Annotated in this window: 16 protein-coding genes; 8 read left to right on the forward strand and 8 right to left on the reverse strand. The window is 69.2% G+C overall.

Features of this window, described 5'->3' with window-relative positions; all coding sequences use genetic code 11:
- Positions 1–185 precede the first annotated feature (185 nt).
- The 8 genes from gatA to H8F24_RS14460 form a co-directional block, all read right to left on the reverse strand.
- Positions 186–1,646 (reverse strand): Asp-tRNA(Asn)/Glu-tRNA(Gln) amidotransferase subunit GatA, encoded by a 1,461-nt coding sequence (gene gatA, locus H8F24_RS14425; RefSeq protein ID WP_197170059.1) that lies wholly within the window; start codon positions 1,644–1,646, stop codon positions 186–188.
- Positions 1,647–1,676: 30 nt separating this feature from the next.
- Complete coding sequence (locus tag H8F24_RS14430) at positions 1,677–1,937, reverse strand: DUF1816 domain-containing protein (RefSeq protein ID WP_197155078.1); 261 nt, start codon at positions 1,935–1,937, stop codon at positions 1,677–1,679.
- A 60-nt stretch (positions 1,938–1,997) separates the two neighbouring features.
- Positions 1,998–4,076 (reverse strand): 23S rRNA (guanosine(2251)-2'-O)-methyltransferase RlmB, encoded by a 2,079-nt coding sequence (gene rlmB, locus H8F24_RS19600; RefSeq protein WP_231597859.1) that lies wholly within the window; start codon positions 4,074–4,076, stop codon positions 1,998–2,000.
- A 25-nt stretch (positions 4,077–4,101) separates the two neighbouring features.
- Complete coding sequence (locus tag H8F24_RS14440; RefSeq protein WP_197170060.1) at positions 4,102–4,458, reverse strand: ribonuclease III domain-containing protein; 357 nt, start codon at positions 4,456–4,458, stop codon at positions 4,102–4,104.
- Positions 4,459–4,534: 76 nt separating this feature from the next.
- Entirely contained in the window at positions 4,535–4,921 is a 387-nt protein-coding gene (locus H8F24_RS14445) for an STAS domain-containing protein (protein WP_231597860.1), read from the reverse strand.
- Positions 4,922–5,009: 88 nt separating this feature from the next.
- Positions 5,010–6,179: a glutamine-hydrolyzing carbamoyl-phosphate synthase small subunit gene (carA, locus tag H8F24_RS14450; protein WP_197170061.1), complete on the reverse strand. Its 1,170-nt coding sequence runs from the start codon at positions 6,177–6,179 to the stop codon at positions 5,010–5,012.
- An 80-nt stretch (positions 6,180–6,259) separates the two neighbouring features.
- Complete coding sequence (gene trpD, locus H8F24_RS14455) at positions 6,260–7,294, reverse strand: anthranilate phosphoribosyltransferase (protein WP_197170062.1); 1,035 nt, start codon at positions 7,292–7,294, stop codon at positions 6,260–6,262.
- 40 nt (positions 7,295–7,334) lie between these two features.
- Positions 7,335–7,670, reverse strand: a complete 336-nt coding sequence (locus tag H8F24_RS14460) for a DUF3288 family protein (RefSeq protein ID WP_197170063.1) — start codon at positions 7,668–7,670, stop codon at positions 7,335–7,337.
- Between the two features lie 103 nt (positions 7,671–7,773).
- Here H8F24_RS14460 and H8F24_RS14465 point away from each other — a divergent pair, with 103 nt between their 5' ends.
- The 8 genes from H8F24_RS14465 to H8F24_RS14500 all read left to right on the forward strand — a co-directional run bounded on the left by H8F24_RS14465 (position 7,774) and on the right by H8F24_RS14500 (position 13,512).
- Entirely contained in the window at positions 7,774–9,528 is a 1,755-nt protein-coding gene (locus H8F24_RS14465) for an ABC transporter ATP-binding protein (protein ID WP_197170064.1), read from the forward strand.
- Between the two features lie 110 nt (positions 9,529–9,638).
- Entirely contained in the window at positions 9,639–9,902 is a 264-nt protein-coding gene (locus tag H8F24_RS14470) for a hypothetical protein (protein ID WP_197155105.1), read from the forward strand.
- Positions 9,903–10,010: 108 nt separating this feature from the next.
- Positions 10,011–10,658 carry a peptide-methionine (S)-S-oxide reductase MsrA gene (gene msrA, locus H8F24_RS14475; protein WP_370594753.1) on the forward strand — a complete coding sequence of 216 codons (648 nt, stop codon included), beginning with the start codon at positions 10,011–10,013 and terminating at the stop codon, positions 10,656–10,658.
- Between the two features lie 32 nt (positions 10,659–10,690).
- Complete coding sequence (locus H8F24_RS14480; protein WP_197170066.1) at positions 10,691–11,584, forward strand: alpha/beta fold hydrolase; 894 nt, start codon at positions 10,691–10,693, stop codon at positions 11,582–11,584.
- 90 nt (positions 11,585–11,674) lie between these two features.
- Positions 11,675–12,547, forward strand: coding sequence for a lysophospholipid acyltransferase family protein (locus H8F24_RS14485; RefSeq protein WP_231597861.1), 873 nt, complete (start codon positions 11,675–11,677; stop codon positions 12,545–12,547).
- Positions 12,548–12,626: 79 nt separating this feature from the next.
- Positions 12,627–12,971, forward strand: a complete 345-nt coding sequence (locus H8F24_RS14490; protein WP_231597862.1) for a hypothetical protein — start codon at positions 12,627–12,629, stop codon at positions 12,969–12,971.
- Entirely contained in the window at positions 12,968–13,156 is a 189-nt protein-coding gene (locus H8F24_RS14495; RefSeq protein ID WP_197155111.1) for a hypothetical protein, read from the forward strand. Before H8F24_RS14490 ends, H8F24_RS14495 begins: the two co-directional genes overlap by 4 nt.
- On the forward strand, positions 13,153–13,512 hold the full coding sequence (locus H8F24_RS14500) for a hypothetical protein (RefSeq protein WP_197155113.1): 360 nt from the start codon (positions 13,153–13,155) through the stop codon (positions 13,510–13,512). Before H8F24_RS14495 ends, H8F24_RS14500 begins: the two co-directional genes overlap by 4 nt.
- Positions 13,513–13,517: the final 5 nt, after the last annotated feature.

The raw sequence follows: 13,517 nt of genomic DNA on the forward strand, positions 1-13,517 counted from the left end.
GTTGCCGGGGGTGAAGCGGGCTGAAGACGGCAGGCCACCGCAGACAACGGGGCCCCGTGCACCCTAGGCCCGCCGGACCCGATTCACCCCAGATCCAGTGTTTCAGAGCAGTTGGATCGCTCTGAAACACCGGATCTGGTGGTCCTGGTGCCGCCTGCGATTCCGGGCCAGGGCAGCGGTATGGCTCAGGGCACCAGGGCGGCTTCCGGTCGGCTGGCCATCACATCGGCGGCTTGCTCGTAGTGATGCGCCACCTGCAGCAGGCGCTCCTCTTCCAGCACGCCCGTGATCAGCTGCAGGCCGATCGGCAGGCCCTTGGAATCGAAGCCGCAGGGAACGCTGATCGCCGGCAGGCCGGCCATGTTGGCCGGGATGGTCAGCAGGTCGGCCAGGTACATGGCCAGGGGGTCGTCGCTGTGGGCACCGAAGCGGAAGGCGGTGGTGGGGGAGGTGGGGGTGAGCAGCACGTCCACCGTCTCGAAGGCGCGATTGAAATCACGGCGGATGAGGGTGCGCACCTGCTGGGCCTTCTTGTAGAAGGCGTCCACGTAGCCGGCCGAGAGCGCGTAGGTGCCGATCAGGATGCGGCGCTGCACCTCGTCGCCGAAGCCCTCGGCGCGGCTGCGGGAGGTCATCTCGGCCAGGCTGCCCGTTCCTTCGGCCCGGTAGCCGTACTTGACGCCGTCGTAACGGGCCAGGTTGGCGCTGGCCTCCGAGGGGGCGATCACGTAGTAGGTGGCGATGCCGTCGTTGAAGCGCGGGCAGCTCACATCCACCAGGTCACAGCCGAGGGCCTCGAGCTGGGCTGCGGCGGCCATCACCGAGGCCTTCACTTCCGGGTCGAGCCCTTCGGCTTCGAAGCACTCGCGCACCAGGCCCACCCGCAGGCCCGCCACCGGCTGGCGCAGCGCGGCCAGGTAATCGGGAACAGGAGCCTTGAGGCAGGTGGCATCGCGGGGGTCGGCGCCGGCGATCACCTGCAGGATCTCGGCCGCATCGGCCACGCTGGTGGCGAACGGACCCACCTGATCGAGGGAACTGGCGAAGGCCACAAGCCCCCAGCGGCTCACCCGGCCGTAGGTCGGCTTGAGACCCACCACCCCGCAGAAGGAGGCGGGCTGGCGGATCGATCCACCTGTATCTGAGCCGAGGGCTGCAAGGCCTTCGCCGGCTGCCACGGCGGCGGAGCTTCCACCGGAGCTGCCGCCCGGTACGCAGTCGGGGTCCCAGGGATTGCGGCTGGGTCCGAAGGCCGAGGTCTCGGTGGAGCTGCCCATGGCGAACTCGTCGAGGTTGGTCTTGCCGAGCAGCACGCCGCCGGCGTTCCAGAGCCGCTCGGTGACGGTGGATTCATAGGGCGGAACGAAGCTCTCCAGCATGCGGCTGGAGCAGGTGGTGCGGATCCCCTTGGTGCAGAGGTTGTCCTTGATCGCCAGCGGAACGCCAGCCAGGGGGGGGAGCTCCTCACCCGCGGCCCGGGCCGCATCGATGCGATCCGCGTCGGCGCGGGCGCGATCGGCGGTCACCTCGAGGAAGGCGTGGATGGCGGGATCCACGGCCTTGATGCGGGCCAGATGGTGATCGGTGAGCTCGCGGGCGGACACCTCGCCGCTGTTCAGCTGCTCACGCCATGCGGCGATCCCCATCCACCCTGATCCCGACTGCGATGGACGCTATCAGTCGGCACCCTCGCCGTCGTCGGGGAATTCGGTCAGGGGTTCGCTCTTGTGGGTGCGTACCAGCTCGTGCTCGATCGATCCGGGCTTCTCTTCGGACAGATCGGCGAGGAAGGCCGGCAGGGCGGCCTCCAGCGAACGGCGCCGCAGGAAGGGGCCGAACCAGTACACGGCTTCGGGGTCATGGGTTTCGATCCGGGCCCACCAGGCCAGTCCCAGCCCATTCACAACACTCCGCGTGGGCCAGAGCAGGGGATTCATCAAAAGGGCGCCAGTCCTTTCCATTCTGCCCAGGTCATCGGCCTCTGATCCGCCATGCCGTCAGAGCCGGATATCTCCGTCAAAGCCGGAAGCGGCGCCGTAGGCATCACCAGTCTCGGAGGCGGTGAAGTCGTCGCTGACGAGCGCGTCCGGGGCCGGATCCTCCAACGGGGTGCCAGCTCCCTGGTCCTGCAGCCCGTGATCCTCAGCAGCGCTGCTGCCACCGGAATGGACCAGGGCAGCACTGGTGCCGGCCATCGGGAGGTCGGCAGCGTCGTGACCGACGGTGCCCAGGAGGGGAGACCCAAGCTGAGCAGACTCTGGAGGGGCGGCCTCCAGGGGGGCTGGGTCCAATTCGGCCGTGTCGAGCGGGGAATTGGCGAGATCGAGAGTGCTGCGATCGGCAGGGTCGGGATCAGGGGTGTCGACCAAGTTGATGGCCTCCTGGATCAGTCCCTGGCTGTCGACAGGTTGCGCGGATGCGGCTGCCTCGGGTGCGTCTTCGTCGTCCAACTCTGGTTCGCTGGAGACAGCCGGCATGGTGACAGCTGCGGCACTGGGCAGGGCCGGCCGCACAATCCGCGGCGCCGGAGCGGAGCCCAGCACGGTCTTCATCCAGCTGCGGCGGGCCACCTCGTAGAGCATCAGGGCCGTGGCCACCGAGGCATTGAGACTGGGGGTGGCGCCCCGCAGGGGAATGCGCACCAGCTGGTCGCAGGAGCGGCGGGTGAGCATCGACAGCCCGTCACCTTCTGAGCCGGTAACGATCACCAGCGGACCATCCAGGTCAGCCTCCTCGAGGGTGACGCTGCCTTCGCTGGCCAGGCCTACGACGCGATAGCCCTCCTTCTTGAGGGTGTCCAGGGCGCGGTTGAGGTTCACCACCCGGGCCACCGGCAGATGTTCGAGGGCGCCGGCGGCCACCTTGGCCACTGAGCCGGTCAGGCCGGCGCTGCGGCGTTGGGGCAGGACCAGGCCGTGGGCCCCGAGGGCTTCGGCGCTGCGGGCGATCGCGCCCAGGTTGTGGGGATCGGTGACGCTGTCGAGGGCCATCAGCAGGGGCGGTTCGCCGATCTCGCGACAGCCCTCGATCAGGCTGGGCAGATCGAGGGTTTCGGCCGCGGCGGTCTGCAGCACGATCCCTTGATGCACGGCCCCGCTGGTGAGCTGGCCGAGGCGGGCCCAGGTGACCTCCTCCACCAGCACACCACTGGCCTTGGCCTCCCGCAGCAGCTGCAGGAATTTGGGGCTGAAGCGCATCTCCGGCGTGCACCAGACCCGGTGAATCGGCCGGCCGCTTTCCAGAGCCGCCTGGGCGGCATGACGGCCCCAGAGCAGGTCCGGAGGAGTGTCGCCGCCGAAGCTTTCCGATTCGCCGCTGGGTTCGGGCTCCTGTCGGCTGGCCGGCGGCCGCTCGTCGCTGTGGCCCGGCCGGCTGAACCGGTTGCCATCGCGGCTGCTGCTGCCCGCGAAGCGGGAGCCGCCGCCGGCGAAGCGGGAGCCACCGCTGGAGGAGCGCGAACCGCCGCCACCGAAGCGGGAACCCCCGGCGGCAAAGCGGCTGCTGCCGGCTGCACGCCCTTCGAAACGGCGCGGTTCCCCACGACTCATGCCACGACGCAGCTCGCCCGTGCTGTCGTCGCCGCGGGCTTCCAAGGGCCGTCGTTCGAAGCTGCGTCCTTCCGGCCGCCGCTCCGGCCGATCGCCGCGCTCGTCGCGAGCATCGCTGCGGCCGGCGAAACGCTGGGGCGGCTTGCCGAAGGGCCGATCGCCGCCGCGATCACGCATCTGGCCGCGGGGCTCGAAACGCCCTCCCTGGCCGGCGGGGCGTCGCCCTTCGCTGCGGCCGCCTTCCGGCCGGCTTCGCTCGATTCGGCGCGCATCCGGTCGCCGCCCATCAGGCCGACCTGCCGCTGACCCCTCGCCCCGAGCCTCTGTGCGTCCGCCCCAGCTGCCTCGACCGGCGGCGCCTCCCGGGCGCGGTCGGCCGAAGCGGGGATGTCGCTCACCGTCGCGCCCGCCATCCCGGGCTCCGTCCCGTCCACTCTCGCGTCCGCCATCCCGTCCGTTGTCCCGTGCTCCGTCCCGTCCTCCCCGGCCGATGGATTTGTCCGGTTGGCGATCGAACCGTGGGCTCATGGTGATGTCGGCGGATGGAACGGGGTTATGGGTCGGTCTCCTCCAGGTGATCGAGCAGCTTGGCGAGCCGCTGCGGATTCTGCAAAAAGAGCCAGCCCACCATTGTCTCAAATCCCGTCGCCTGGCCGTAGGTGGCTGAATCACCCCGCCGCGGCCCGCGACCGGCCCGATTCCGACCCCGTCGCACCAGGTCGCGCTCCTGCTCGTCCAGCAGCGGCTCAAGCCGCAGCAGGGCACGGGCCTGGGCCTCCGCCTTCACAGCTCCCACCACGGCCCGATGCAGGGTGACGGAGCGCTCGGCCCGGTCGCAGTGGCGCCGTCGCTGGTGCAGCTCCCAGACGGCATCACCGAGCCAGGCCAGCTGCAGGGGGCCGAGAGGCATGCCGGGTGGCACGGCAGGAATGGCCGCGAGCCAGGCAGTGGAGGAAGCTCCTGCCGAGCTGGCACTGGCTGCCGTCTCAGGCGGTGGCAAGGCTGGCCAGGGCCGTGGGCAGGTCGGGCTGCAGGTGGAGGAAGGCTTCGAGCCGCACCAGCTTCACGGTCTGCACCACGCGGGCGTTGCCCACCACCACGAAGCCGGTGCCATCAGTGGTGCACTGCTTGGCGAGCTGCACCAGGGCGCCGAGGCCGGAGGAATCGATGAAATCGATCCGGCTGAGGTCGATCACCACAGGCAGGGCCTCGCCGGTGAGCTGGGCAACGACGAATTCGTTGAACTGCTTGTCCGAGTAGGCGTCGAGCTGACCGGTGAAATGAAACAGCAGACAATCGCTGCGGCGCTCGCAACCGCCGCGCAGGGACACCGTGAGTCGTTGCAGGTCGTTGATCGCTCCAGCTCCCGTCACAGGACGAATGCGCGCAGTGTAGGGATATCGCCGCCAACGTCCTGAAGGTGACACAGACTGCAGATGAGGCAGGCTGGGCTCAGCCTTTTCAGGGCGTTTTGTCCAGACGCCGGTCCGCCATCAGCGCCGCGAAGCGGCCGAAGTGGTGATCGGCGTCGTGGGGGCCGGGGCTGGCTTCCGGGTGGTACTGCACGCCGAACACCGGTTGGTGCCGCAGGGCCAGAGCCGCCACCGTGCCGTCGTTGAGATTGAGATGGGTCACCGTCACCCGCTCTTCGGGCAGGGAGGTGGCGTCGATCGCGAAGCCATGGTTCTGGCTGGTGATCTCCACCGAACCCGGTGAGCCGCAGGGATGGTTGAGGCCGCGGTGGCCGTAGCCGAGCTTGAAGGTGGTGCCGCCCAGGGCCAGACCGAGGATCTGGTGACCGAGGCAGATGCCGAACACCGGCAGATCGGGCTGCTTCAGCAGGCCCTTGGCCAGATGGATGCCACTGCTCACCGCCGACGGATCACCGGGGCCATTGGAGAGGAACACCCCCTCCGGCTGCAGTGCCAGCACCTGCTCAAGGCTGGCATCGGACGGCAGGACCGTGACCGTGCAGCCGTGGGCCACGAGCCGATCGAGGATGGCCCGCTTGATGCCGAAATCGATCGCCACCACCCGGTAGGGCTGCTCAGGCCCCGACTGCAGGCGCGTATCGAAGCCGGCAGCGCAGGGTCGATCCCAGTCGTAGGGCTGGCGGGTGCTCACCTGTTCGGCGAGGTTCAGGCCTGTCATCACCGGGGCCTCACGCACCTGCTCCAGCAGGGCCTGGGGGGTGGTGCCGTCGCTGCTGATCGCCCCGTTAATGGCGCCGCCCTCGCGCAGATGGCGCACCAGGGCACGGGTGTCGATGCCGCGGATGCCCACCACCCCATGCTGCTGCAGCCAGCCATCGAGATCACCCTCGGACCGCCAGCTGCTGGCCACAGGCGACAGCTGGCGGGCGATCACGCCACGCACGTGGGGCGCCTCCGCCTCCTGATCGGCGGCGTTGACCCCGGTGTTGCCCAGCTCCGGATAGGTGAAGGTGACCAGTTGGCCCGTGTAACTAGGGTCGGTCATCACTTCCTGATACCCGCTCATGCCGGTGTTGAACACCACCTCACCGAGGGCGGTGCCGATGGCCCCGAAGGCCGTGCCGCGCAGCAGGGTGCCATCGGCGAGCACCAGCAGGGCGGCGGAGGTGGGCTCTGGCACGGCGCTCAGGTGCGACATCGCCCCGATCATCCCTGAAGACCCCGGCGGTGAGTGTTCGCTGCCGTTGGTCCCTTGCTGCTTCGCCTCGCTGCTCCGCCTCAGGCCGCCGCCAGCTGGTGCCGCAGGGCCAGCAGACGCTGCCAGGCCCCGTCGCCGGTCAGCACGCCCAGAGCCTGTTCGAGGCCCGTCGGGATCGAGGCTGCCCGGCCGGCGGCCCACAGCACCAGGGCGGCGTTGAGGGCCACCACATCGCGCTGGGCGGTGGTGCCGCGGCCCTGCAGCACGGCTTCGAGGATCGCCGCATTGGTGGCGACATCCCCGCCGGCCAGGGCCGCCAGAGGTGCCGGGGTGAGGCCAAGGTCGGTGGGGTCGAGCGTCTCCTGGCGAATCGTGCCGTTCTCCAGCAACCGCAGCGCATTGGGGCCCGAGAGGGAGGCTTCATCGAGGCCGCCGTGGCCATGAACCACCACGGCCCGCTCCAGGTCGAGGCGCTGCAGGGCCTCGGCCATCGGATCCAGCAGATCGTCACGGGCTACGCCGAGCACCTGGGCATCGGGTCGCAGCGGGTTCACCAGCGGTCCGAGCAGGTTGAACACGGTGCGCACCCCCAGGCTGCGGCGCAGCGGGGCCAGTCCCACCAGGGCCGGATGCCAGCCCGGCGCGAACAGGAAGGTGAGCCCCGTCTCTTCCAGGGCCGCCACCACCTGGGGCTGGGGAGCCTGCAGCCGCAGGCCGAGGGCTTCGAGCACGTCGGCCGAGCCCACCCGTCCGCTGGCACTGCGGTTGCCGTGCTTGGCGACATGGGCGCCGGCAGCCGCCGCCACGAAGGCCACGGCGGTGGAGATGTTGAAACTGTCGGCCCCATCCCCACCGGTGCCGCAGGTATCCACCAGGAACAGGGGCGGCCGGGGCCCGGGCAGCGGACAGGCCTGGCGCAGCACCTCTGCCAGGGCGGCCAGTTCCTCGCCGTTGACGCCCTTGGCCCGCAGGCTGGCCAGCAGGGCCCCGGTCTGCACCGGCTCCAGCTGCTCCTCCAGCCAGGCCCGCATCAGGGCGGTGGCCTGCTCGCCGCTGAGGTCGCGCCCCGCCAGCAACTGCTCCAGCAGCACCGGCGGCGACAGGGGATGGGCCATCGAATCACTGCGGCTGCCGGCAGGCTAGGGATCGGGGCCGTCAGGGCTCCTGATCGGCTGTGTCGAAGCCCGACCCCACCGGTTCGTTGGCGGCGGCGGCGGCTCCAGGCCGGAAGCCCGCCGCCCAGATGGCGCGGGTGCGCTGATGCAAGGCCTGCCGCTCCAGTCCCCAGAGGCGCAGCACTTTCTCCAGATCGTCCTGCACGTCGCGGGCGCCGGGGAAGCCCTGGTAGCGCATCAACAGGCGGGCCGCATCGACCAGATCCGCCTCGGTGGGCGTGGCGGCGGCGAGCAGGCGATCGACCGTGTCGCGGTCGCTGGCGTGGAGCGGATGGCTCTGCTCGTTCTGGTTGGGGGCCGACGGATCGGAGGCCATGGGCTGCGCGGGCAGGGCAGCGTTCCAGCCTGGGGCATGGCGCCGACGCGGCGGTGGAGCACCCTCCGTAAGTTGGACCTTCGCTTCGCCGCACGGCCCTGCCATGAGCGCCCCACGGCTCGCCCTCATCCTTCGCTACCTGCGCCCGCACCGACGAACGGTGCTGCTCGGGGCGGCGGTGCTGGTGGTGGTGAACCTGCTGAGCGTGTCGATTCCCCTGCAGGTGCGGGGGGTGATCGACGATCTGCAGGATGGCTTCTCCATGCAGGATGTGCTGCGCCAGGCGGCGCTGATCCTGGCGCTGGCCACCGTGATGGGGGCGGCGCGGCTGTGGTCACGGATGCTGGTGTTCGGCGTGGGCCGCCAGGTGGAGGCGACCCTCAAGGAGCGCATCTTCAGCCACCTGCTGCGCCAGGAGCCGGGCTGGGTGCAGGCCACCGGCAGCGGTGAGCTGATCAGCCGCGCCACCAGCGATGTCGAGAACGTGCGCCGGCTGCTGGGCTTTGCCGTGCTCAGCCTCACCAACACCGCCCTCGCCTATGCCCTGACCCTGCCGGCGATGCTGATGATCGACCCCTGGCTCAGCCTGGCGGCGGTGGGGTTGTATCCGCTCATGCTGATGGTGGTGCGCCTGTTCGGCGGCCGCATGATGCGTCAGCAGCGTCGCCAGCAGGAAAGCCTGGCTGGCCTCAGCGACCTGATCCAGGAAGACCTCTCCGGCATCAGCGCCATCAAGATCTACGGCCAGGAGCGCACCGAGCAGGGGGCCTTCGCAGCCCGCAACCGCGTCTATCGCGATGCCGCCCTGGGGCTGGCCCGGACCCGCAGCACCCTGTTCCCCCTGCTGGAGGGCATTTCCTCGATCAGCCTGCTGCTTCTCCTGGCCCTGGGCAGCGGCCAGCTGGAGAGCGGCCGGCTCACGATCGGCGATCTGGTGGCCCTGATCCTCTTTGTGGAGCGGCTGGTGTTCCCCACCGCCCTGCTCGGCTTCACGCTCAACACCTTCCAGACCGGGCAGGTGAGCCTGGAGCGGGTCGAAGAGCTGCTGCAGCGTCAGCCGCAGATCGTGTCGCCCATACAGCCTGTGCCCGCGACCCAGCCGCCCCGGGGGGGGCTGGAGGCCCGCGGCCTCTGTGTGCGCTACCCCGACGCTCCCCGACCGGCCCTGGTGGATGTGTGCTTCCGGCTGGAGCCCGGTGAGCTGGTGGCGGTGGTGGGGCCGGTGGGCTGCGGCAAGACCACCCTGGTGCGGGCCCTGGGGCGGATGGTGACCGTGGAGCCCGGTCAGCTGTTCCTCGATGGGGTCGACGTGACCGACCTGTCGCTGCCGGATCTGCGCGAGCGGGTGGCGGTGGTGCCCCAGGAGGGCTATCTGTTCACGGCAACCCTGGCGGACAACCTGCGCTACGGAGTTCCGGAGGCGCCGCAGGAGCGGGTCGAGCTGGCGGCCCGGCAGGCCCGCCTCGAGGCTGATGTGAAGGGTTTCCCCGATGGCTACGCCACCCTGGTGGGCGAGCGGGGCATCACCCTCAGCGGCGGCCAGCGCCAGCGTGCCGCCCTCGGCCGGGCCCTGCTGGTGGAGGCACCCCTGCTGGTGCTCGACGATGCCCTGGCCAGCGTGGACAACACCACGGCGTCTGAAATCCTGGCCTCGGTGCGTCAGCAGCAGGGCCGCACGATCCTGATGGTGAGCCACCAGCTCTCGGCCGCCGCCGCCTGCGACCGCGTGCTGGTGCTGGAGGATGGCCGCCTGGTGCAACAGGGTCACCACCGCGATCTGATCCATCAGAGCGGCACCTACCGGCGCCTGTGGGAGCGGCAACAGGCTGAGGAGCGGCTGCAGGTGGTCGAGGCCTGAACCCTCCCTGTTGGGATCGACTGCCTGAAGTGATGTTGAGGGCTGCGGACAACACCGCTGCGGCCCGCTTATGTGAGAGCACCCATCTTCTCTGCCGGGACCCCGACCCCATGGATCCCTCCAAGGGCTACAACCTGCGCTGCACGCTCACCTTCGGTGACATCTACGGCCAGATCCTGATCTGGATGCTGGTGATCTTCGCCAGCCTTGCGGCTGGCATGGCGCTGATGGGAGCCAGCAAGCCGATCTTCGCCCTGGTGGGAGTGGGCGTGATCCTGGTGCTGTCGTTGCCGTTCCTGTTGTTCGCCTTCACGACCACCCTGTTGAACCACATTGCCCTGGAGCCCAGCGCGACTGGCGGTGGCCCTTCCTAGGCTCGTTTTCTCTCGGTTCCCATCTCTGTGTTCGGGCTCTTTGCCACCTCCCCGTCCGGTTCGTCGACCCGTGATCACACCCCTGCAGGCGACGTTCTGCATGCCGTGTTGAAAACGCCCCTGGCGGCTCCGCTGGTGGAGGGGCAGGCCGAGGCCCTGTTCGGTTGCGGTTGCTTCTGGGGCGCCGAGAAGGGGTTCTGGCGCCTGCCCGGCGTCGTCACCACGGCGGTGGGCTATGCCGGCGGTGACCCGCCCCATCCCAGCTACGACCAGGTCTGCTCCGGCCGCACCGGCCACGCCGAGGTGGTGCGGGTGGTCTGGGATACGGCGGTGGTGGACGCCAGCGATGTGTTCAAGCTGTTCTGGGAGTGCCACGACCCCACCCAGGGCAATCGCCAGGGCAACGATCGCGGCAGCCAGTACCGCTCCGCCATCTATGCCAACGATCCGGCATTGCTGAGCCTGGCGCGGGCCAGTGGCGCCGCCTATCAGGAGCAATTGCAGGCGGCTGGTCTGGGCACGATCACCACCGAGATCGCCGCGGATCGGCCCTTCTTCTACGCCGAGGCCTACCACCAGCAGTATCTGGCCAAGCCCGGCAGCCGGCCCTACTGCTCCGCCCAGCCCACGGGTGTGCGCCTCGGTGCCTTCCCCGCTGCCGCCTACCGGCTCGGGGATGCGGTCTGGAAGCAGTACGACTGGAGCATCGCCCACTGCGTGCTGCGCAGCGACAACACACCGATCCAGGCCTCGTAATCCAGTCCTCGTAAGGTCGCTCTTTTCGCCCTGTGCCCCGCTCCACCTTTGCCTACGACTGGGAGGGCCAGGCCTGTTTCTGCCGGGTGGAGGGCGATCTGGAGGCCGGAAGCGCCGATCCGATCCTTTCGCTTCACCCGATCGGTGTAGGGCTGTCCGGTGCCTTCTGGCAGCGGTTCAGCCATGAATGGAACGCTCGCCGCCTGTCCCAACCCCTGATTCATCCGGATCTGATCGGCTGCGGCCGTTCCGCCATGCCGGACCGGATCCTCCGCCCCGAGCACTGGGCGGACCAGATTGCCGTGCTGCTGGATCAACGGGTGCGCCGGCCGGTGTGGCTGCTGGTGCAGGGCGCCTCCCTGCCGGTGGCCCTGGACTTGCAGGCCCTGCGGCCGCAGGCGATTCGCGGCATGGTGCTGTTCGGCCCTCCCTCCTGGAAGGTGATGACGGGGCCGGCTGATGAGCGGCTGGCCAACGCTCTCTGGCGTGGCTTCTTCCACACCCCCCTGGGCGGCCTCTTTTACCGCTACGCCCGCACCGAGCGGTTCCTGCGCTCCTTTTCGGAAAAGGAACTGTTCGCCCGCTCCTCGGATGTCGACGCGGAGTGGCTGTCGATGCTGCGGGAGGGATCGCGCGATCTGGCCAGTCGCCATGCCGTGTTTTCGTTTCTGGCCGGGTTCTGGCGCCGCGATTACAGCGACCGCCTCCGCCAGCTGGAGGTGCCGGTGCTGGCCCTGTTCGGCGACCAGGCCAGCGGCATCAGCCGCCGCGGCAAACGCGATACCCCCCAGATCAAGGCAGCAGATTATGCGGGTCGGCTGCCCAGGGCCTCCGCCCGTCTGCTGGGCGGTCGCAACGTGCTCCCCTGGGAGACGCCGGACCAGGCGGTGGAGGCGGTGCATACCTGGATGGCCCAGCAGGCCTGAGGTCTCGGCCTGAGCCGTTCTCGCTGGAGCCCGCCTGGCTTGGATTCCATCACGCTGCAGCTGGAAACGGCCATACATTGAGCCTCGGTATTGGCCAGGCCCCTGAACCGCTCGCCCGATCCTGATCCCCATCCGGGGAGGCAGCGGGATCCCGATCTGATCCGGCGGCTGATGCCGCTGTGGGGCTGGTTCTACCGGTCTTACTTCCGGGTGCAGACCAGCGGTTGGGAGCATGTGCCGGCCTCGGGCCAGCTGATGTTCGTGGGCTCCCACAACGGTGGTCTGGCGACACCGGACCTGCCGATGTTTCTCTACGACTGGTTTCGCCGTTACGGCCTGGAGCGGCGGGTCTATGGACTGGCCCACGCCAAGGTGTGGCAGGCCTATCCCTTCGCGGCGGATCTGGCTGCCCGGGTCGGGGCGATTCCCTTCTATCCGCGCCAGGCCCTAGCAGTCCTGCGCCAGGGCGACAGTCTGTTGGTCTATCCCGGAGGTGGCCAGGATGCCTTCCGGCCCCATCGGCTGCGGGGTCGCATCCACTTCGGCGGCCGCACCGGTTTTCTGCGGCTGGCGATCTGGCATGGCCTGCCGCTTGTGCCTCTGATCTCCTGGGGCAGTCATGACAGCCTGTACGTGATCGAGGACTGCTACCCCGCCGCCCGGCGTCTGCATGACCACGGCATGCCCTGGCTACTGGGCCTCGATCCGGAAGTGATGCCGCTCTACCTGGGACTTCCCTGGGGCCTGGCGGTGGGGCCTCTGCCCAATCTCCCCCTGCCCACGGTGATCCATACGCGGGTCTGCCAGCCAATCCATCTGCCCCGCAGCGGCCATGCCGCCAGCCGCGACCGCGCTTACGTGCAGGCCTGCTACGACCGGGTGGTGGGGTGCATGCAGACCGAACTCGACCAGTTGCGTGCTGAGGTGACGGGCGGAAGGCGGGGCGCATGGTTCAAACCATGATCCGCCGCGAAGGATTCCCTGCAGAGCCTGGCTATGGTGCTTTTCGCACGGGCCGCTGCCTGAGAGCCGTGGGTGCGTTATGAACGCTGATCATCAGCCCGCCACCACCCTGCGGAGGATGACTGTCCCCCTGTTCGGCCTGCTTTTCGGACCCCTGATCGCCATGTCCTCCCCCTGGTGGGAGGACTACGGCATCAAGGAGAAGTTTCTCTGCGCCGACAAGGCTCAGCTGGTGCTGGAACGCAACGACGCCCAGGCCTCCCTGATCGCCGGCCGCTTCCGTTCCACTCTGTTCCGCGAGGATTCCGCCGAGCCGGGGATCCGCTACCGCAACGACGGCATGCTGGTCATCCTGCGCGGCGATGAGCTCACCCTGGAGAAGCTGCCAATCCGGTTGCAGTGCATCCGCACCGAACAGGTATGACGCCACTTCCCGATCGGATCGTGATCGTGGGCATCCTGGCCACGGTGGGTCTCTGTTTCGCCCTGGTGTTCTGGACCGTGCGCCTCAACCCCGGTGGAGAACCCCCGATGCAGTGGCGCGATTCCGCCCCATCCGCCACCATCGACCGACCGATGGCTGGCTCAACGGAGCGGGGTCTGTTGTGACCCCTTCCAGGCCCCCTGGAAGCCGCCGCCAGCTGCATCCCCTGCCCCGCGGGCTGGTGGAGCTCTACGGCCTGCTGGCGGTGCTGTTCGTTCTGATTCCCGAGTGGATGGCCGGGAGTGCCCTGGTCGGATTCCGCGAGGGTCGCGGCGGTGCAGATCTGCCGGTCACCAGCCAGGCGTGGGAGCGGTTGCCTGAGTTGCGACTCGCCACCATGACCCTGGCCCAGCTGCGCCTGCTGGCCCGTCAGCTGCGGGTGTGCGGCTACGCCGGTCTGAGCCGCGACAAGCTCACGGCCCGGCTGCTGCGTCGCCTGAAGCGCCGTCAGATCCAGGGGCGAGCCCGGCAGACGCTGTGATAATT

Origin of the sequence: Synechococcus sp. CBW1002 (assembly GCF_015840915.1) — a bacterium.
In the GTDB taxonomy this organism is placed as follows: domain Bacteria; phylum Cyanobacteriota; class Cyanobacteriia; order PCC-6307; family Cyanobiaceae; genus CBW1002.